This window comes from Bradyrhizobium sp. SEMIA (genome assembly GCF_014844175.1).
GTDB lineage: Bacteria > Pseudomonadota > Alphaproteobacteria > Rhizobiales > Xanthobacteraceae > Bradyrhizobium > Bradyrhizobium arachidis.
Genome location: NZ_CP046601.1, coordinates 9121727 through 9139966, shown reverse-complemented (window position 1 = coordinate 9139966; position 18240 = coordinate 9121727). Strand labels below are relative to the sequence as shown.

The window sequence follows — 18240 nt, the reverse complement described above, 5'->3', positions numbered from 1 at the left end:
CCGGCTCCATCCCGTGCCAACCTAGCCCACATAGCGCAGCTCCTTCCCTTCCTGTTTGCCGAGATAGAGAGCGGCAACACCGATGGGATCTTTTATGAAGCCGACCACGGGAAATTGACCCTTCTGGACAGCCTTGATCTTCTGCCAAGTTTCAACCCGCTCCGATCGGTAAGGAGCATCTACGCGCTTGGAGATAATGCCCTCGTAGTTCAGCTTGCTGGCGGCTTCGAACAGCGCCTGCCCGTCCCCTTCATGATGTTCGCTGTAGAGGATGGGCTCCTTGATGTTATTGCTCTCGATTAGCCCTTTGAGCAGCTCCTTACGCGCGAGCTGGGAAAGCTTCCGGAGATCGTGGCGATCAAGCCAAAGGAGATTGAAGGCGAAGTAAACCAAGCGGTCCTGATCTCCTCTCGCGAGATCGGCCTGCAGCTCTGAGAAATTGGGTCGCCCTTCTTGGATAACGACGATCTCGCCGTCAACGACCGCCCGACCTTCGATGTCGAAAGCGCCAGCGATGATTGAGAATTTGTGGACCCAGTTGCGGCCGTTTCGCGTGTAGGCGCGACGATCATCTCCGTCGATGCGAAGCTGGATACGGTAGCCGTCGTATTTGACTTCGTGAATCCACCGGGCCCCCGAAGGCGCCTTCATCTTCAGGGTCGCGAGCTGGGGCGCAATAAACCCCGGCATCGGAGGAGCCCCTGGCTTTTTGCCGGCGCCTTGGTAGGCTTCGCCACTCACGCAACTCACAAAAAGCCCGCCGTTTCGAATGCTAAATCGCCTGCAGAGTTCCCGGGCGCGTTCTCAGATACAACCGCAATCGCGTTTTTCGGGCAGTATTTCCGAGGCCAACGGGAACGACAGCCGAACGGCAAGAGAACGCGGTGTGCACGTAAGGCGGCCTAGGCCGTCTGTCCCACCTCTGGCAACAGACATCACGGTGTCAGACACCGAGGACCGCTGATGGCCCGAGAGCTGACATTCATTTCCTGCGCACTCTGCTCAGAAATGTGCACAGCCCGTCAGGAGCGGACGGCGAGACTCCCCTTAAGTTGGCTGATCATTCCCTCAGATCAACGGTTCTATTTTCGCCGGATAACGTGACGAAAGTACCGGTTTTGAGACAAGCCAAGCGGGCGGGTTCACATCGTGACGCCGTCTTTGGATTGAGGCTGTTCTTCCTGCGGCACGAATCGGCACGAGAAGAGCAGCTAATAGCAGGCCGCTGAGCATTGAGCCGCTCTTGCCGTTTGCTGCAATCACCCATCAAGCAGCCTTTGCCGCCGTTGATCTTCTTGTCGTACCCGGCGCCACTGTCGCCAACGTACTTATAGTTGAATGCGACTGCGCAATTGCTGGTGAACATGAGCGCCAAGCTGATGAGTGCTGAAGCGAATAAATGACGTTTCATAATCGCCTACTCCAAGTCACTTGCAATTTAAACAGGTGGAGCGCAGCACCGCAAGCGGCACAACCTTGTCAATTCTTCCACTCTCTCATGGCTATAGGTTCACCTCTAATAGGCGATCGCGCGCCCGAAGCAGTTCGTCTCGCCGATCGAGAAGCTCCTTGAGGAAGAAGTGCAGCATACCGGCAGCTACATCGGACCGGAAAGCGGCACGAAACACGGTCAGGCCGAGAAGAAGTAACTACGGGATATCAGTCTGGCTCCGAAGTCCGATGCTGTACGGCTTGTTGAGGAAGAACTCACGGTTGCCCACCGCGGCCTCGGCGTACTGATCGATCGCGACCTGGATGGCGAGGACGTGGTCGTGACACCAGCCCTCACGGGTGCCGAGCCTTCGGACAAGCTCCGGCGCCTTGATGTACTCGGGCGGGTTTTCCCAATCCAAGAAATACTGCGAGCGGACTCTCACCATTTCCGCCCCCCAGTACCCGCGGTTTGATCTCGCGCGGTTCAGCTTTCTTCTTCTCATCCCGTTGCGCCAGACGCCGATTGTCAGTTGCGCTTGCGCGAGGGCGCAAGCCGCCGACTTCACGCCGTCAAATGGTCCCGCGACTGCCCGAATTCGTTAGCGGGTCGTTAATCGGACGTCGGCAAGCTTATGGGCAACGCTGCCCGGCGCCCCCAACCTAAGGCAGCGAATGCGATGGCCGGCGGCGGTGATGCCCGCCGGCCATTTCATGTCGACCGGGTTCTCGCTTCACAGGCCGAGCAACATTTGTGCTCTTCCTGGACGAAAGGCTGGTCGCATTGCCCGCTTGAAACGCGATCCGGCGTTCTATGTGCCCCGGCGGGGGTCTCGTCAAGATAACAATCAGGCTTCGATCGCAACGATCAGCTAAATCAATGGTCTTAGGTCATCCACTTCGTCAAAGGTGCGTCATTCGTCTTGCGATTTCACGCGACGCTTGCGCTGCAGCTGGGATAACGGCTCCTTCAAGCTCGCCTCGAACCTGTACATCGCGTCGACCATAAAGGTGATGAGGCGCGGCCGATCCGTCTCATCGAAGAAGTCGCCTGCCTCCTCCGTCTGAATGCGTGAGGCGCGCTTGTTGTCCAATCGCTCCCAGATCAGGGGCCCACCGAATGTAGCTTCTACTTGCGCCTTTAAACAGTTCGTCGAACACTGCCTTATTTTTACCCTCCTCACCCCGATCAATGTACAGCTGAACGCGGCCGTCGGATTTCGAAGCAACAAAGTTGAACGGAACGCCACGCCCCCCGATCCAGCCGAAACATAGTGAAAATGGTTTGGCGAGATGTTCGCGAACCTAGGGCTCTTCTGCGAAGCAGCTCTGAGCAATTCAGCCCAGAATTGAGGCCGCATTCGATACCGATGCTTCTCTTCAGTGGCCGCTTCGACCTCATCCAACGACTTAGACGCGAGACCAATCATAAACCCCTCGATGTCCTTGGTTGGTATGATCTGATCAACAGCCAAGGAAATGTCGCTTCCGGATGACCATGGCCTAACTCGGAAACACTGGATACGAAGTTTGAAGTTCAGCAACCAAAGGATCGTCGACGTGACCTCCTTACGAAAGTTCGCTACGATCAGCATGATCCGCTGTGTCGACCCCTTATCCAGAACAATTTCGTCGTAATCCTCCGCGTGAATTGCCTGACAGACGCCGCCTGGAAGGAGGCCACGGTGCTGGCCGGCCAAATTCTGCAGGGCCTCAATGGCGATCTCGTCCCCGGTCGCGAATGGCGGTTGGAGGTGACCGACGAATTTCGAAATCGGCTCTTTATCCTGCGCATCCACGCCGAGCTGCCGCAGTAGCGCGGCCCGCTCGGCACCTCGCTGTGACCTCGCGAAGCTGAACCAGCAGCTCGGCTTCCAGCTCCCGAAGATTCCGCGCACTGACGCCCTCAGGAAATTGAGTCATCAACTCGTGGCACCGGGAGAGCTTACGTTCAATGACCGCTTTTTCCTGATCTTCGCTCACCTCGTGGCAATGCAGGGCAAGGGCTATTGTTCGCGAGCCGCGACAAAACGGCCCTACCCCTTTTGGGATACAGCGAGCCGTTGTCTCTCATTGCGAGAGCGCGCCTTGGTCTGCGAGATGATCTTGCACATGGCCTCGGCGCGCCTAGCCAGTCGGCCCACAATTGGGGGCAAGCTACCGCCCTATGGCTTTCGGCATATGGGCTTGGCCTAACCGGAATAGCAAAAATTCAAGGTCGGTTTGGCCAAAGACTTAGCTGGGCGCTCCTAGGCCAAATCCTGGCATGGAGGTGCTTGTATGTCTTTCGACCCGATGGCCGCCGCCGTTGATTGGATTGATGCCTATCGTGCGGGCGATATCGAAGCAATACTGGAAATGTACGCCGAAGATGCTGTGGTGTTCTGCGATTGTGAAGGCGTGGTTATCGCTGGCCGAGAAGGCTTGCGAGCCTACTGGGCCGCCCGTCTGCAGGAATGCCGCGCTGCCGAGCTGGACGATCTTCAGCCCTCGCCCCGTGGGGCGGTGATCTCCTACATCGCCGAGAAAAACATAGTGAAGGCCGCCTTGGCCTTTGACGATGCCGGAAAAATAAAGACCCTGAGTTGCGGTCCGCTACAGCAGGGCTGCTCCAGCTCCTTCAAAACCAAGGCTAAGACGCCGCCAAAGGTAGTAGGAACGACGCAAGGCATCGAAAATTTCCTCGCCCGTTAGCCCTTCACGCGGGTTGGCCTGAAGGGACGGGGCGGCTCCGGGTTGCTCCAGGTACCGGAGCCGCCTTTCCTCGAAGCAGGTCGCCCCGAAATTTAATCCGCAATCCGGCTCCTTTCGTACAGACGCAAAGCAACCCGAAACTGAGATTACCGCCAGCGCATGCGTTGGGTTAGCGTGCGCTGGCGGCCCCGGCTCGTCCCCTACCAGCCCCGGGGATGGGCTTGGGGCCGTTCCGACCCAGTTCGTTCTACCGAAGGAACCCAACCTGAGTTGTTGTCGGGGATGGCCGATGCCGTCGATGAGGATGACAAGCTGTTCGCCCATACTGCCGCAGCTATCGCCGAGGCGGAGCAGCAGCGCGCGAAAATACGGCTTGGCAGGCCGAAATCTGAAACGGGATTCGTCGGATGCCGAAAGCGCTGCGATAAGTCCGCTTGCTAGCGCACAGCCGCCCCGATTTGCCCGGTCAGCGTCTTCGCATTTTGAAGGCGTGGCGGACCAGGCTAGTCGGACGATGCTGCGTATCCGCTGAGATCTCTCGCGCGCTGATCTGGCTGCCGATGCCGGTTTCGTCGCTCTGCATTCTAATGTACTGCAAATCTGGGTTTCCGCGATCGGGAACCGAAGCCGCCACGCGCGCGTTTCTCTGCGGGAGATTCAGGCCACCCAGTCAGTTTCAATCAGCGCGGTCCCTTGCGCTCTCGATCGTAGACCATCCAACCAGTGCCTCCCATCCGAACAATATCCTAGCTCGTTGGATAGCTGAAATTGCGCTCGCGCTGACGCAAGACAGAGGCCAGGCCCACCAAGGGCGAGGGCGGCGTTGCAGATTTACCTGCTCGTTGGCTAGCGCGAGCGGGCCGCGGGTGCTGCTCCTAAGCCGCAATCTAGGAACTTGTGAGAAGGAAGACGGTTCGTCCGAGCGGGACCACGAACCGAGCTGCGCTATGTCGTTATCCGATTGCATCCTGCCATCCTGTCCAAGCTGTGCAGCTTGGCCGATGGCTGTCTCTGGTCCTGTGCCCGACTTCTACCGGCTAATCCAGTTCCGTTGCCCGCGCTGCTCACATAGCGAAATATTCGATGCGGGCCGCTCAGAGACCGCCCTGGGCCCACATTGGCCCGCAAGGGCAGGACGATTTCGGAGCGCCGTCGCCTCGCTATGAATGCGAGCTGAGACGCATCGAGGGCTAACTTAGGAGATCGAGGCTTGCAAAGCCAGCGGCGAGACACTCCGTTCAAGACCGAGCCCGGCGCACGGTCGGCATCCTGTTCCGGCTCGCCTTGTTCGTGCTCGTGAGCCTGTGGTCGCGGCTCGGTTGGTGATTTTCCTCGAGAAGGTGGTCAATCGAACAGAGGAACGGCGCGCGTACAGTAGGCTTCGAGCTACTTGGCACTGGCAATGCGCCAAGTCGGCGGCCCAGGCCTCAAACCTCAGCCGCGCCCACGGCCAGGGCCGTTCGAGCGCACTTCAATGTCGAAGGTCGCAGTGAACTCCCACGCTTGCTGTCTCCACTCTAACCTAGGTGAATCGCGTCGAGCGTTCCTTCGGGGGACAGTGCACAAGTGAACAGAGAGGCCTTCGATCTGGGAGTAGCGTGATCTTGCTTGGCTGCAACCCAAGCACCTCGCATCGCGGCCCCGGCACTCTCCTTCAGCAGCATTGTCCCTGTGTTGGGCCGGGGCCGTCGGCGAGACGCAGTTGATAGCTTTCGTTCAAAGTCCTCTTTGCTGCTTCCAATTTTCTACGAGAGCAACCGTGCTGGTCGCGTGCTCACCTGGCAACGTTTGGCATTGCAGATAGAGAGACAACCGCCAAGTGCGCTCACCCGGCTCGTATGCGCCATTACTTTGTCGCCTCGTGTCGAGAAGGCAGTCCGCGCGGCTTTCATAATACCTTTTGCCACCTCCTCCATTTCAGCATCGCTCAAAGAGCTTGGCAATTCTGACGTCATTGCTTCGAAAGCCAACAAGTTGCTGATCCAACGCGTTCATCGCGTACCAACGTCGCAAAGTGTCTCAACTTCCTTCCTAGCCTCTGTGGCTCTCGCCTCGCCCCACCGGCCCTTGAGCCCTTCGACCATAGCGTGCTGCTTCAGAAAGACTTTCGGCCTAAGTCACTGTTTTTGAAAAAAAGCCCAACGATACCGAACCTCATCAAGCATTTGCGGATCATCCACTGATCGTAGAGAGGTCAACCGTCGCAGGAAGATCGCGGCCGCGCTCGTAAACTAGCCGCCAAAGGTCCTCCGGGGCCAAAGCTCTTCCTTTCGCATCTGCCAAGACGTTCGCGATCGCGGCAGCAAAATCGCTCGCATATGGCGGACTGTTCGAAATGATCCATTAGTGATGGGCAGGCGGAGGCAGCATGGCTGCGGAAAGCCTCCTGCAGATGCCCGCCGCGAGCGCGTTCGCCTTTGCCGGTAGCAGGCCGCCTTCGTCGCGGATCACCTGTGCGATCATCCGCTCCGCCTTGTCCGCATCAAGTCGAATTTCCGCCAATCTCCTTGCGAATCGCGACCTGTGCAATGACACAATGTAGGGTAGCAACGCGAAAGTCGTGGGCCTCTGACGGCAGTCGCCCGATGCGCCAGTGCGCCGGTTTACCGATCGTCCAAAGCAGCAGGCAGATCAGCGCGACCGGCATAACGCCGAGCAGGATGGCGCCCCAGTCAATTCTGCGCATTCACTTGACCTCAAAACCGCGGACACATCAACTCCACAGTGTCGAAGCATGCTCAGGCTGTGTCGAGAAAGACCGCTGCAGCGGCTTTTTCACCACTGGGCGTCCACGCATTAGTCGGGGAATCTCGCCAATCTTGGAGGTTACTCCGGCGTGATTGATAAGCTGGAGAATGCCGCGACGCGACACTCACTTTCGCTCGCACCGATCAGACCTGAATGTCAAGATTCCTGCAGGAAGATGGAGCAACAAAGAAATGTCGTCCGGGTGCATCGCTGAAGCCATCTTCGAAAGGTCCAGCACTGCGTCGTCGGCAGGCCAACGAATTGCCGGACCTCACTGCGACTGTTTTCGTTGCCTGCAAACAGGTCAGCCGCAGAGTTCAGCACGAGTAGAACCGGCATGATGTTGTTCGCTGTCAGCAACAACTCCTCGAACAAGCAGTCGGCTGGATATGCTCGAACGATCCGGCACGCCGAGCAGCGCGTCTTTGCCCGCGAGCGGCATGAGGTGCAGGCAGCCGTCGTCCAACTCCTTGAATGTGACGCCGAGACGGGCGCGGATCGCTTCCAGCCTGAAGTGCAATTCAGACTCGTCGTCTTCGGCGTCGAGATAGATTGCCGGTCCGGACTCGGCAATGAGCCGAACCAGGGCGCGAGTGCATGGGCGCAACATAACTGCAAGGTCAGGATCGACTTCCCGACTCCGCCTTCGCAAGAGAGCAACGTCACCGCTCGGCGGATGATGCGGTCGCGCACCGCCCAGTCGCGTTGCGGGACGTCGGCGTCGTCCCAGCCGGAGATGTCGAGCGGCGTGAGAGGCTTGTGCCCTGACGGTAGTGACGGCGGCGCGGACGTGCGCCCGGACTTCGTGCGGCGGATCTGCTGGCGTGCAATCCTGAGCCACTCGACTGGCGATCGGGAACTGCCGGAAACCAGAAATGCTCGCGCAAGTAAACCGGCGGCGCTGAGACCGCCTAAGCTTTAAGCCCTTGGTGTGCGCAAAAAGAAGACTGCCCTGGAATCCCGACGCCGCAACCAGCGCGTGCAAAAAATTGACGGCTCCTGGGTCTGTTGTGATGGACCTTCGCAGCGACGATCCGTCAGGGATGTTGACGGAATTGGGTTAGTTTTACGGATGTAATGTTGAGCTCTCTGAGATTTAGGCCCCTAATCATTCGCGGAGTTTCAAATGATTACCGCCTCTCAATGTTTAGAACTGGCGCAATGGTGCAAAGACTGTCTCAAGGATCTGGCATCTCAAGAACGCGCTTTCCTCCTGAATATCGCGAGAACCTTGCTCCGTTGGCTGGCCAGTTGGATCGACTCGAGCGCTGACCAGAGATGAACAGGCAGCCTAGCTCCGCAACGTGGCGTGAGCTGGGCTCTGCGGTTGGCATCCGTGCCGCGCGGCCCAGCCTCGCTGTTCCAGCGGCAACGCCCTGTCAATTCGCAGAGCGAGTCATAGGCGGCGGCTTGCTCGCTTTCTAAGCTTCTTTTCGATCAAGTTGTTTACGGCCTGAGCGAAGGAATGCTGGGCTCCGACGACCGCATTGCGCTGTTCCAACACGTCCAACAGGATCAGCCGCAGGCCGCTCTTTCGCCCCTTCTCCAATGTCACTCCCAGTGCTCATTGATGGCCCGTTCAGCGAACGGATGCAGTTTGGGGCGCCCTTGGCGATCAGCCTGCGAAGAATGGCCTTACAGTTCTCAAGGCGGGCATTGGTCGAATATACTGCAAAATGAAACCACAGTGGCCAACGAGAAGGCTTCAACTCCTAGCTTGGCATTCCGAAAGGGCCAGAACAGATTGGCTTTTCTTCCAGTGAGCAACCGTCTACGGAGCCGAGGATCAAATCACCGCGTTCGTGCCTGTCCCGATCTCCCGCTCCGCCTCAAGCCAGAATTCAAGATCGCGCCCCGTGGGGTGCCCGGCCTGCTCCCACAGCTCATAAGCGCGGTCACTGATTTGATGATGCCAATAGCGACGAAACAGGTTGATCCTTAGTTCCCGCAGCCAATCTACATCGTGGAGGTAGGCGGCTGCCCGAGTAGACAGATCTCTTTGGTGCTCTAACTTCCTCAGTTGTTTCACTCCAGCTCCCTCCGATCCCCTTCCGGCGCCGTAACGTGTTTCGGGCCGCACGACGCCTGGTCATGGCCGCACGGCGAATTCACTTCTGCACACAACAAGCTCCCCCTGAATGCGTGTTGGACTGCCGGGAAATACGGGCATAGTTTCCCATCTTGTCATTCCACACGCAAGAGACGCGATGGGCTAGTTGAGAACGTGGATTGATCCTAGCTCCACTCGTTTTCAGGCACTGAGCCGGGCGATGGCTTGAGTTCTTCGAGGCCGGCTTCGATCAACACTAATTCTTCCTGGATCGCCTTGACGGCGTTTTCCGGATTGACGCCTGAAACGCCTTGCAACTGAGCGAGCACCTTCAGGCGATGAGCCAGCAAATTTGTCAGGGCGCGTCGGTTTCGCACCTTCACATAGCCAGCGACAATCAGTTCCATTGCCCTCGACACCTTCGCTGCCCCTACAGCCGCTTCTGTTCCGGCACTCGTTGCGGACCTTGCATAGTCTGCTTCAATCGTGGCGAGACAATCGCCGCCGGTCCGGCTTCGGTAGTGCGATATTCGATACCGCCTTTGGAAGACCGTTGCTCCATCCATCCGTTTCGGACAAGGTCACGTTTGGTCTGTCGTCCAACCTGGAACCTGGGACCAACCCATGGTCGCGTAGTCGATCGAGGATCTGCCGGTCGTGCTGATTGAAGGATCGGGTGTTGTCTTGCGCGCCGTCGGAGGCCGCAAGATCTCTCGAGCGAGTGTTCTGCTTCCCTGGACGTACAACATCGCAAAGCGAGGTTGAAAATGTATTTGCCGTCGGGAAACCGATTGAAACCTCTCCTACTGCATGACTATTGACCCTGGATCTGAGGCGGCTATTGACGCTTAGCAGACTCCGCCTTGGCAGGAGCCGGACGAGGCCTGACGTGTCGGCCTGCAGCTCAGTGTCCTGATTTTCCCGGCATCATTAAAGTCCAAGACCGCCCGCACTACGTTTTTCCGGCTGACGTACGAGATGATTGCGCCACCGTGCGAGAGCTGAAGATTGTCCAGCTCAGCAGCTGGGTGTTTCTGCAGATGGATAGCCCAGTAGCCACGCAGGTTTTCTCTGCCGGTAATAATCAATTCGTGGCAATCGCAGTAGACAGCGGCATCTTCTGCGTACATTTCGAGTAGCGTTTCTATGTCGCCGGAACGGTAGGCATCGAGCCAGTCGACGGCGGCGGCCATCGGGTCAAAAGACATGCAAGCACCTCCCTGGCAAATAGAGATTTGGCGGGATACCCAGCTTAGTCTCTTCGCCGATCGATCGCGATTTTTTTGATCTTCACTCGGCCAAGCCCATATGCCGGATAACATAGGGGACACTTGGGCTCACGATGGGTCGCAAACCCAAGAGCTAGCGGCTTGCCTCCGCACCCGTCAGGCGAAATCAATCTGCCATGAGCATCAAGTCGCGCGAATACCTGTTCGGGATCACGGTCCGCGTTCTGGCCGAACGCGCGCGCAGGCCTAGAATGCCCGGATGCTCGGTTTTCGTGGCCCTGCCTAGCCATCCCCGACGCTCGGTGATGCCCTCAACGCCGGCTATCGCTATCTTGAGGTGAAGTGCCTCGGCTGCGAAACCCACCAGAGCGTCGCGCTGGACGTCGTCAGGCGCGCCAAGCCGACCCCATCCACGAGCTGGAGCGCTACATGCGCTGCCGGCAGTGCTCTGAGCGTCAAGCGCGGCCCTTCAAACGCAGTCACGTTCTCGCCTTGCGGACCCACGAAGATTTCGGCCGCCAATTCTCCGTCTGTCTGGTGGGCTGGGGAGCGTTGAGAGATTCGGCTCAGGTCCCGCGACAAGCTCAACGGCTTCCCACATCTCGTTCCATGGATTGGAACCAAACTTAACCCAAGTTAGTTGTCCGGCATGGCCGGCCCCTTCTATGCCCACGAAAAGCTGTTCGCCCGTGCAGCAGCTATCGCCGAGGATGAACAGCTTCGCGCGAAAAATATGGCCTGGCAGACCGAAATCAGAGACGGTATTCGATGAATGGTGGCGCGAACCAGCTTTCATCCGAAAAGCCTCGCGCTGCTTTCCCCTCTCGACTTCCTGTTCCGGAGCAAACCTATCGACCGTGGCCGATCGAGGACGACGAGATTCCATCTGAACCACCCGCATGGTTGCCATGACCTTGGCGGCGTTGGTTCTGGCCCGCATCAGATACTGCTGGGCAAGCGCTCTCGTCGCCAAGCTCTCACGAATTGCCCTTTCAGCACGGCGAAGTAAGTCGTCTTGCATGAGAGCGGAATGCCGGCGCAACCGCTTCGTTCCCAGCGAGATCATCGCCGGAGATGACCTCTAGTCGTCCTCGCTTCCATTGCAGACGGCTCGTGCGTCCTGCGGCCGAGAAACGTGTCCGGCTTCAGCAATTTGAGCACTTCGATTGATCTGGCCAGCAACTCGCGCAGGCGGGCGTTCTGCTCGGTGATCTCCGCAGCTAAATCGTGCGCGCGGACGAGATTAGGATTGTCAGCCATGATGGCGCCCCTTGCTTTGCAGGCGGGAGCGCGCTCGGTCTCTCAGCCACCGACGCCTACGGGACAGAGCCTCGGCCGGTGATTGGGTGAAAACGACCAAAGACCGCATGATTTCCAGAATGAACTTTTGATGCGGACAGGAGGTCAAAAGTGCAATGCGAGTAGGAAACGGATGACAAAAAAGGCGCCACCGGCGACGATGGCCGTCGCACTGATCGCGAAAACGGCTCTCCAAGTGTTGTCCAAACGACGCCTCGCATAGCATAGCCCTCGGGGACGGCCCCAGCATCGGGCCGGGGGGGGGGCATGATGATGCTGGGGCCTCCCGACAGGCTCTTGCCTCATGGGTCAGAAGCAGTCACCGCGAGACAAGCACGTTTCCGACCTGCTGTTCCTTCGCTTGCTTACTATTCCCGGATGTGTGCCCCAGTTCCCACGGTCTGCTGACGAAAGGCCGCAGGCGCCGCTCTGGTACGACCCCTGCGGCCGGCGCCGCGACGTTCCGCACGATCGGCGCGGCACGTCATATTCCTAGCATAAGAGCCGCCGAGGCGTGCCCTGTTAATATTCGCGGCCACCAAAAACGGCGGCCCCAGCAGGGGGTCGGCTGCTGGGGCCGTTTGGGGTCCCGCTCCGACTTCAGGGGGGCTTTAGGGGTGCCGGAGCAAGGAGATAATTTGCATCTTTGCCACTTGTTCCCGACCCGTAAACTGCGCCGAAAATATTATCTCGCGCCCCATGCGCACGGCGTACGAGCTTTGCCTGGGTACCGCAGCCAAGCAAGTGCCTTCAGGGCCGGACGGGATTCACGAAAGGCGCGAGGGCTACCGGATGCTGGTCGTTCGGGAGGACACCCGCGTGCGGCTGCTCTCGCGAAATGGCGCCGGCCGAAGCGCTACCCCTGGATTGCTGAGGCAGCGTTGAAGAACCGGCAGAAGCGGTTTGTGATCGATGGTGAGGCCGTCATCCTCGGCGTGGACGGCATCAGCGACTTCAACGAGGTTCACAGCCGGCAGCCGTTACGAGGTTCAGCTTTATGCCTTCGATATCCTCGCGATGGGCGGAGAGGATTTGCGGCCCCTCCCGCTCCATCGGCGCAAGGCAAATCTTCAGCAGCTACTGGTGCGCCGGCCTGATGGGATCAGCCTGGCACCCTTCGAGCGCGGCGAGATCGGCCCCGATCTATTCCGGGCTGCCTATCGCATGGGACTAGAAGACCTGGTTTCCAAGCACCGCGACAAACCGTATTCTCGTGGTCGGCAGAAGCACTGGATCAAAATCAAGAACCGAAGCCATCCGGCGATGAATCGCGAACTATAATCGGAGGAAAGTCTCTATGACTTGGTACGTGAAAGTACGGAGTGCCGATAAGACCGTAGCTTCAATCCTTAAGGATGTCTGGAACCAAGCGGTCGATGACGTCGCTGAGTTTCGCAAAACTGGCCGTGAAGCGTGGATCGAAGATACGAATGGGCGCGTCATTGACGAGACCACGGGCAAGGTAAAATCCTAAGACGTACGCACCAGCGTTTCCGACGGCCTCACGTAAATTGCGGACGATGTTCGAACAGCCAGCCGCGACCGGTGACTTTCCCCGCTATCGATCCAGTCAGTTCGCGCGTGCCAAGGTACTACCACTCGGTCGAAGCGCTCGGAGGGCCCCAGTTCCACTTGCTTGGCACATAGGGAGCTGCATCATCGGCGGCGTGCTCCGCATCAGGCACCTTCGAGGGACGCGCCACGCGAGCCTGGTTTGAAGCGACCTTGGTTTGGTCGGTGCGCCCCGCAGAGGTCTGAGCGACATCATTTGGCATGCTGGACTCCCAAAAACGAAAGGGCTTTTTAGCAGACGTCTGTCACTGACAGCTGTGACTGAATGGCCACATTCACTGCGATTTAGGAGTAGTTCGGAGCCCCCCGACAGCTTTGATTTTCAGTTGCCGTCCGCAGAACCTCTCGCATCAAGGAAGTGCAAACCCGTTTGACCCCAACTTGGTGCAGAAGCCCCATTTTGTGCCCACGCGTTTGGTTTCTTTGAGTGATTAGTGCGACCCGCGACCGTATTCAACCGCGCGAACTGACTTAGTGGACATGCTGCGCGGCGTAGACAGCGATTGCGGCCGCCTGGATTTCAGTCGAATAGCGCTGGTGTTCGGTCGATATCCACACGCTAGCCGGCCTATCACGGCCGAACAGACGAGGGAAAACAGACCGCCCCACAGCCAAGAGCGCCCCGCGCGGCACTGATGGATCTTAAATACAGGAACGCCCAAAGCAGGGTTCCGTAGTTTCGCCTGAAACCGCCATTGAGCTTAGCGATCTTGGACAGATCGCAAGAGGTTTCGACTTCGTCAGCCATCACGCTGGCCTCCAGTAGTTAGAGCCAGCATCCTATGAACCACTGTTTTGCCCGACGGAGCAAGCAAAATTCGGTGAATCAAAATATTTTGGTTGGCCCTTTTTCGACGTTGACCTATGGGCTGCGCTCTTAGATCGTGCAGGGCACCAAACCTTTGGTTGTTGTGTTGTATGATGCACACTTTCTGACGTGCTTGAGTTCGGCCATGTCCAGGTTTGGAATGCTCGTCGAGCTGATCGGATACGGAGTGGCGCGTATCGTCATGCCATTCCTGTCGTTGGGGCGGGTCTATGTCGAGGTGTTCAGCGCGACCCCGGAGCCATTGCGGTGGCCTGGCTACCTCCGCGATGCGACAGGCCGGATCGAATTGCGACCGGATCGAATTGCGACAAGCCGCTGCCGCATGGATCGGGTTCGGGATGTGCCTCTTGGTGCTGCTCGCGATCATCGCCATGTTTCACGGCACGTTGTTCTGGGCACGGCTTGAATATCGGCAAATGGTAGCATAGCAGCTCGACCAAGAGCCGGTCTCTGAGCGGGCTGAATCCATGACCGGTAGTCCAGGTACTCGAAGGAAAACGCGGCTACGAACGGCCCGTTCCTTTGCTCAGTCCTTTGAACGAGCTAAGCGCAACCCAAGAAGGCCGCGATGGCATCCGCTCCAACAAACGAGTATCCGGCAAGCGCATGAGAACCGCGCCCGCAGACAGCGGGAGTTTCCGCTCACTCGCTTGCAATAGGTTGCTGAAATTATTTTTATGACTTGTTTTCGCGTGAAGTGACTTTATCTCCGCGCCATGGATCTCAGCGACACCCAGGACTACGCGGTTCAGGCAAAGCTAGCCGGAGTAATAGGCGCCACCGTATTCTATCGCGTGTTCGCTGGCGTCAGATTTGCTGAAGTGGATGGACCGCTTTTGTACGTCCATGCGAAGGACGAAAGCATCGCCGCGGAGATCGAAGATGACTTCGCCTTGTTGATTGCGGATTTGGCTACGGAGATCTTGAAACAGGTGATTGAGGTCGTCGTCGTGCTGCCCAAAGTATTTCAGTAACGGCTCTCACACCCAGTTCCGAGGGCTAGATTGACGAAGGTAGTCAAACCATAGGTGCTCCCCGCCGCGTTGAGCGTAGAGGCTCCCGACCTCTGTTCAACGGCTCCACGTTTTGGGCTGCATCAACCGGGCGCGGCTTTCAAGCAGCCTTTTGGGGTTGACCAGTTTTTCCCGATACCTCAAGCTGTTTATGGGCAGGGTTTCGAGGAAGCGTAATGCCGAAAACCCTTTTGGACTTCCGAGCGCAGAACCTTCGTTTACTTGAGCGGCTATGCCCCGATGATCCTCGCTACATACAATACTGGATAAAGCAGTTCGACGAGCAAAACGGCATTAAACCCGAAGGGCCCCCAAAGCGAGGTGCTGCTCCACGTTCGAAAAACGTGTCCCTCGCCCGGACCAACTAGGCTGCCGCGGCCTAGGCTCCTAGACCTTCGATGCAAGCTCGCGATCGATGATCATTTGGACGCGACGCTCAGCTAACAAGGCGAGACGGGCATTTGTCTGTTGCTTCGCGTCTCGCCGCCCGTTTCTTGGGCTTCGAGATGCCTCAACGCTTTCTTCAGCCGATCCATGGTCGCCCGCTCTGATCGGGAAATAGTAGCAGGGACATTGGATCGTGGAGTACCAAACGATACGCAACGGCAAATTAGGCACGGAAAAAGTAGCTACCACGTAGCCGCAGGCTCGCTTTCGCACAGCTTCCTAATATTTCCTAACCGATTCACATAGAGCAATGCGATCCGGAAAGCCGGGGTGGATAATCGTCGGACCGGGGCTGGTTGAATAGTTCACGTAGATCGTTTCACCCGGTTCATTTGACCGCGCGCGGGCCGCAGCGATTGACCTTGCTGCGGCTTCGTCGTCCCGCGCGAGAGCGGGAGACAGATAGGTCTCGCGCCACCCTTTCGCGCAATGCCTCCAGATCTAAGCTATTCTATCACCTTATCAGCCATCGCCAGCACGGTTTCAGGAATCGTCAGGCCGAGAGCCTTTGCGGTTCGCAGATTAACGGCGAAAACGAATTTGGTCGGTTGCTGGACGGGCATTTCGGCAGGGTTGCCGCCCTTCAAGATGCGATCCACATAATGGGCCGCCATGACGAACAGCGGTAGGATGTCCGGTCCATAACTCATCAGGCCGCCGAGCTCGGTGTAGCTGTTGACCTGGAAGACGGTGGGAATGCCGTGTTCGAGGGCGACGGCGGGAAGCGCTGGCCTGACCGGGTCGGCAAGGACATACGCGACGTCGACGTTACCAGCCTTCATCTCCGCAAACGCCTTCTTCAGGTCCTCAGGGTTGGGCGCGACAAACCGTCCGGCTGACACCCCGATTTTGGCTGCGGCCTTGCTTGCGACTTCGAAGAGCTGCGGGTGCGTCGGGTTATTTGAAATCAAGACAGCGAGGTTCTTCGCACCCGTGAATACGAGTCGAATGATATCAAGCGTCTTGGCTGTGGTATCGCCAAACATGTTGGCGACGCCTGTGATGTTGCCGCCCGGACGTGCGAAACTCCTGATGAACCCGGAGCTAATCGGATCGGTCGATGGGGACATGACGATGGGAATCGATGACGTGGCCATCTGGGCTACCGCTATCGCGGGAGTGGCCTCCGCAACGATCACATCGGGCTTCAGCGAAAGAAGCTGTTGCATAAGTTCGGGGAGCTCTGAATAACGACCATTAGCGTCCCGAACATCGAAAACGAGATTTCTGCCCTCTTGGTATCCGAGTTGGCGAAGGGTCTCTTTCATGACTGGAACGGTGACCGACGCTCGCCCGGATGCAAGGTATGCTACGCGCCAGACGCGCGTTTTTTGAGCGCAGGCTTTCCGCATGCAAAGGCTCAGGCAGCCAACAAGCACCAGTCGACGTGAGATTGTGCAATCCATGACGATCACTGCCGTTGATTGCTGCCGCGGACAAATAGCATGGCGCGTGGACTTCGTCAGCTTACGACCATCTGTGGTTTCGACCAACTCCGCATAGGAGGGGGGCGTCGCGCGGGCCGCATGCTCGGCTTCCAAGCCCCGGCCTCGCCTTAGGCCGGCGAATGAGAGACCCTAGCTGAGGCGACCTACTCCTCCGTTAGCTTTTTTTCGATGTAGGCGTTCACCGCCTCCGCAAAGTTGTGCAGCGCGCCTAGTACGGCCTCGGACTGGGCTAGTACGTCCAGCTGGATCAGCCGAAGGCCACTCTTGCGAGCCGCGGCAGGGGTCGCTTCCAAGTAGTCGTTAATGGCTCGCTCAGCCAACGGGATGCATTTCGCGTCGCCCTTGGCGATCAGCTTCCGGAGGATGGTTTTGCAGTTCTCGAGGTGAGGCATGCCCGAAATATGCCTTCGAGACAGTCATTCATCCAGTTCTTTTGGGAACGGCTCGTAGGTTCTGCGACCTAGGAAGGTATCCGGCGAGGGGAGGCTAAGCGCCTCAACGGCTCGAGCTACGACGTCGCGCATTCTGGCGTTCTGCGTGGCGATCCGCACGGCCAGGTCCTGCACGCGAGCCACGTTGGGGTGTTCGGCCATAGCTGGCACTCCCTTCGCTGTGAAGGCGGGAGCACAATAAGATCTCTAAGCCAAGGACGCCTACGGACAGATCCAATGGAGGAGTTCGAGCGAAGAACCCGCCGACCTGACAGCCGGCGGCCGGTACACGCTACAGTTCGAAAGGTCGCTCCCTTCTCGCGCTGCCTTCCAAGATTGGCTTCCATGGCAAAAGCGTTTAGCGGACAACCTGCCAGCGATGTTGAAGGTTCCTAGCACTATGGCCGCGGCAAGCCCGAGCCTATGGTCCGCCCTCCGACGGACCCCACCCGCGACGCGCTTGCGCAGAGCAGGAGAAACAGCGCGCGCTCCGCCTTGTACCTAGCGGCAGCGCGGCTGCACTCCGAGCCGGACATCACGACCTCGCCTCCAGCTGCGCAGACGGCCCACTTCCATCGGCCGCGCCCGCGTCGCTTCAACACGACATCGAAGCCCGCGTAGTTCTCTTCGCCGGTTCGAGTGTTCATGCCGCGATCCATCCCGGCAAGCCGCCTTGGAGCTGGTCCAGAAGCCGCTGCTCGCGCTCGCTTCGGCTCAGGTAGAGGTCGCGCCCCTTCTCGGTTTTCGCGCTGGCAAGCAGCAGCCGGTAGTGAGCTAAAACCTTCTCGCTGCCGCGGATCAGCAGGTCCCTCACGGCGATCATGGCGCGGCCCCTGTTGTAGCAGGCAAGGCCGGTCTTGGGGGCATGGTGAGCGCGATGGGAAACGTCGGAGACGTCAACGCCTCCAGCGCCGACCTCTCCTCCGACAGGCGCCGTTCGATAAACTGCCGTTCGATGTCCGACAGCCGCGTCTTTAGAAGTCTTCGATAGCGGTGGACGTTGTTGCGGTGCGCACGGATGCGGGCAAGGTTCTCATCGAGCATCTTCG

20 protein-coding genes and 1 pseudogene are annotated in these 18240 nt (G+C 58.3%); 6 read left to right on the top strand and 15 right to left on the bottom strand.

Translation table 11 applies throughout. The features are described from left to right. Positions 1 to 21: 21 nt before the first annotated feature. From FOM02_RS43725 to FOM02_RS47455, 4 genes are all read right to left on the bottom strand, one after another. Positions 22 to 741 (bottom strand): ATP-dependent DNA ligase, encoded by a 720-nt coding sequence (locus FOM02_RS43725; protein WP_265441147.1) that lies wholly within the window; start codon positions 739 to 741, stop codon positions 22 to 24. Positions 742 to 1060: 319 nt separating this feature from the next. Then, the gene (locus FOM02_RS43720; protein WP_141263117.1) at positions 1061 to 1411 is read right to left on the bottom strand and encodes a hypothetical protein; all 351 of its coding nucleotides are present in this window, start codon (positions 1409 to 1411) and stop codon (positions 1061 to 1063) included. A gap of 238 nt (positions 1412 to 1649) precedes the next feature. Then, entirely contained in the window at positions 1650 to 1880 is a 231-nt protein-coding gene (locus FOM02_RS43715; RefSeq protein WP_265441146.1) for a hypothetical protein, read from the bottom strand. Between the two features lie 465 nt (positions 1881 to 2345). Further along, a complete protein-coding gene (locus FOM02_RS47455) occupies positions 2346 to 2792 on the bottom strand; it encodes a DUF4268 domain-containing protein (protein WP_416207803.1) in 447 nt (148 codons plus the stop codon). 285 nt (positions 2793 to 3077) lie between these two features. Between FOM02_RS47455 and FOM02_RS47450 the strand changes: the two genes are divergently transcribed. Next, positions 3078 to 3248, top strand: coding sequence for a DUF6894 family protein (locus FOM02_RS47450; RefSeq protein WP_416207750.1), 171 nt, complete (start codon positions 3078 to 3080; stop codon positions 3246 to 3248). A 463-nt stretch (positions 3249 to 3711) separates the two neighbouring features. Then, positions 3712 to 4125: a YybH family protein gene (locus FOM02_RS43705; protein ID WP_265441144.1), complete on the top strand. Its 414-nt coding sequence runs from the start codon at positions 3712 to 3714 to the stop codon at positions 4123 to 4125. Positions 4126 to 6607: 2482 nt separating this feature from the next. Here the strand turns inward: FOM02_RS43705 and FOM02_RS43700 are convergent. The 5 genes from FOM02_RS43700 to FOM02_RS43680 form a co-directional block, all read right to left on the bottom strand. Further along, positions 6608 to 6811 (bottom strand): hypothetical protein, encoded by a 204-nt coding sequence (locus FOM02_RS43700; protein ID WP_265441143.1) that lies wholly within the window; start codon positions 6809 to 6811, stop codon positions 6608 to 6610. A 218-nt stretch (positions 6812 to 7029) separates the two neighbouring features. Continuing rightward, the gene (locus tag FOM02_RS47445; RefSeq protein ID WP_416207749.1) at positions 7030 to 7566 is read right to left on the bottom strand and encodes a hypothetical protein; all 537 of its coding nucleotides are present in this window, start codon (positions 7564 to 7566) and stop codon (positions 7030 to 7032) included. Between the two features lie 1093 nt (positions 7567 to 8659). Beyond that, entirely contained in the window at positions 8660 to 8902 is a 243-nt protein-coding gene (locus FOM02_RS43690) for a DUF2934 domain-containing protein (RefSeq protein WP_027561260.1), read from the bottom strand. Positions 8903 to 9108: 206 nt separating this feature from the next. After that, the gene (locus FOM02_RS43685) at positions 9109 to 9330 is read right to left on the bottom strand and encodes a hypothetical protein (protein ID WP_035730372.1); all 222 of its coding nucleotides are present in this window, start codon (positions 9328 to 9330) and stop codon (positions 9109 to 9111) included. Between the two features lie 441 nt (positions 9331 to 9771). Further along, entirely contained in the window at positions 9772 to 10131 is a 360-nt protein-coding gene (locus tag FOM02_RS43680; RefSeq protein WP_027561262.1) for a nuclear transport factor 2 family protein, read from the bottom strand. Between the two features lie 197 nt (positions 10132 to 10328). Here FOM02_RS43680 and FOM02_RS43675 point away from each other — a divergent pair. Further along, a pseudogene (locus FOM02_RS43675) lies at positions 10329 to 10708 on the top strand (hypothetical protein). 93 nt (positions 10709 to 10801) lie between these two features. Further along, positions 10802 to 10924, top strand: coding sequence for a hypothetical protein (locus FOM02_RS43670; RefSeq protein WP_265441141.1), 123 nt, complete (start codon positions 10802 to 10804; stop codon positions 10922 to 10924). A 290-nt stretch (positions 10925 to 11214) separates the two neighbouring features. Here the strand turns inward: FOM02_RS43670 and FOM02_RS43665 are convergent, their stop codons facing one another. After that, a complete protein-coding gene (locus FOM02_RS43665; RefSeq protein WP_035730375.1) occupies positions 11215 to 11412 on the bottom strand; it encodes a hypothetical protein in 198 nt (65 codons plus the stop codon). 951 nt (positions 11413 to 12363) lie between these two features. Between FOM02_RS43665 and FOM02_RS47025 the strand changes: the two genes are divergently transcribed. Together FOM02_RS47025 and FOM02_RS43655 are read left to right on the top strand one after the other, a co-directional pair. Continuing rightward, the gene (locus FOM02_RS47025; RefSeq protein ID WP_322596938.1) at positions 12364 to 12732 is read left to right on the top strand and encodes a hypothetical protein; all 369 of its coding nucleotides are present in this window, start codon (positions 12364 to 12366) and stop codon (positions 12730 to 12732) included. A 1836-nt stretch (positions 12733 to 14568) separates the two neighbouring features. Continuing rightward, entirely contained in the window at positions 14569 to 14826 is a 258-nt protein-coding gene (locus FOM02_RS43655; RefSeq protein WP_027561283.1) for a hypothetical protein, read from the top strand. A gap of 932 nt (positions 14827 to 15758) precedes the next feature. Here the strand turns inward: FOM02_RS43655 and FOM02_RS43650 are convergent. The 5 genes from FOM02_RS43650 to FOM02_RS43630 form a co-directional block, all read right to left on the bottom strand. After that, positions 15759 to 16853, bottom strand: a complete 1095-nt coding sequence (locus FOM02_RS43650; protein WP_265441140.1) for an ABC transporter substrate-binding protein — start codon at positions 16851 to 16853, stop codon at positions 15759 to 15761. A 50-nt stretch (positions 16854 to 16903) separates the two neighbouring features. Beyond that, entirely contained in the window at positions 16904 to 17152 is a 249-nt protein-coding gene (locus FOM02_RS43645; RefSeq protein ID WP_265441139.1) for a hypothetical protein, read from the bottom strand. A gap of 24 nt (positions 17153 to 17176) precedes the next feature. Further along, entirely contained in the window at positions 17177 to 17353 is a 177-nt protein-coding gene (locus tag FOM02_RS43640; RefSeq protein WP_265441138.1) for a hypothetical protein, read from the bottom strand. 481 nt (positions 17354 to 17834) lie between these two features. Further along, positions 17835 to 18014, bottom strand: coding sequence for a hypothetical protein (locus tag FOM02_RS43635; RefSeq protein WP_265441137.1), 180 nt, complete (start codon positions 18012 to 18014; stop codon positions 17835 to 17837). Then, the gene (locus FOM02_RS43630) at positions 18011 to 18235 is read right to left on the bottom strand and encodes a hypothetical protein (RefSeq protein ID WP_265442269.1); all 225 of its coding nucleotides are present in this window, start codon (positions 18233 to 18235) and stop codon (positions 18011 to 18013) included. The genes FOM02_RS43635 and FOM02_RS43630 overlap by 4 nt, the downstream gene beginning before the upstream one ends. Positions 18236 to 18240 lie beyond the last annotated feature (5 nt).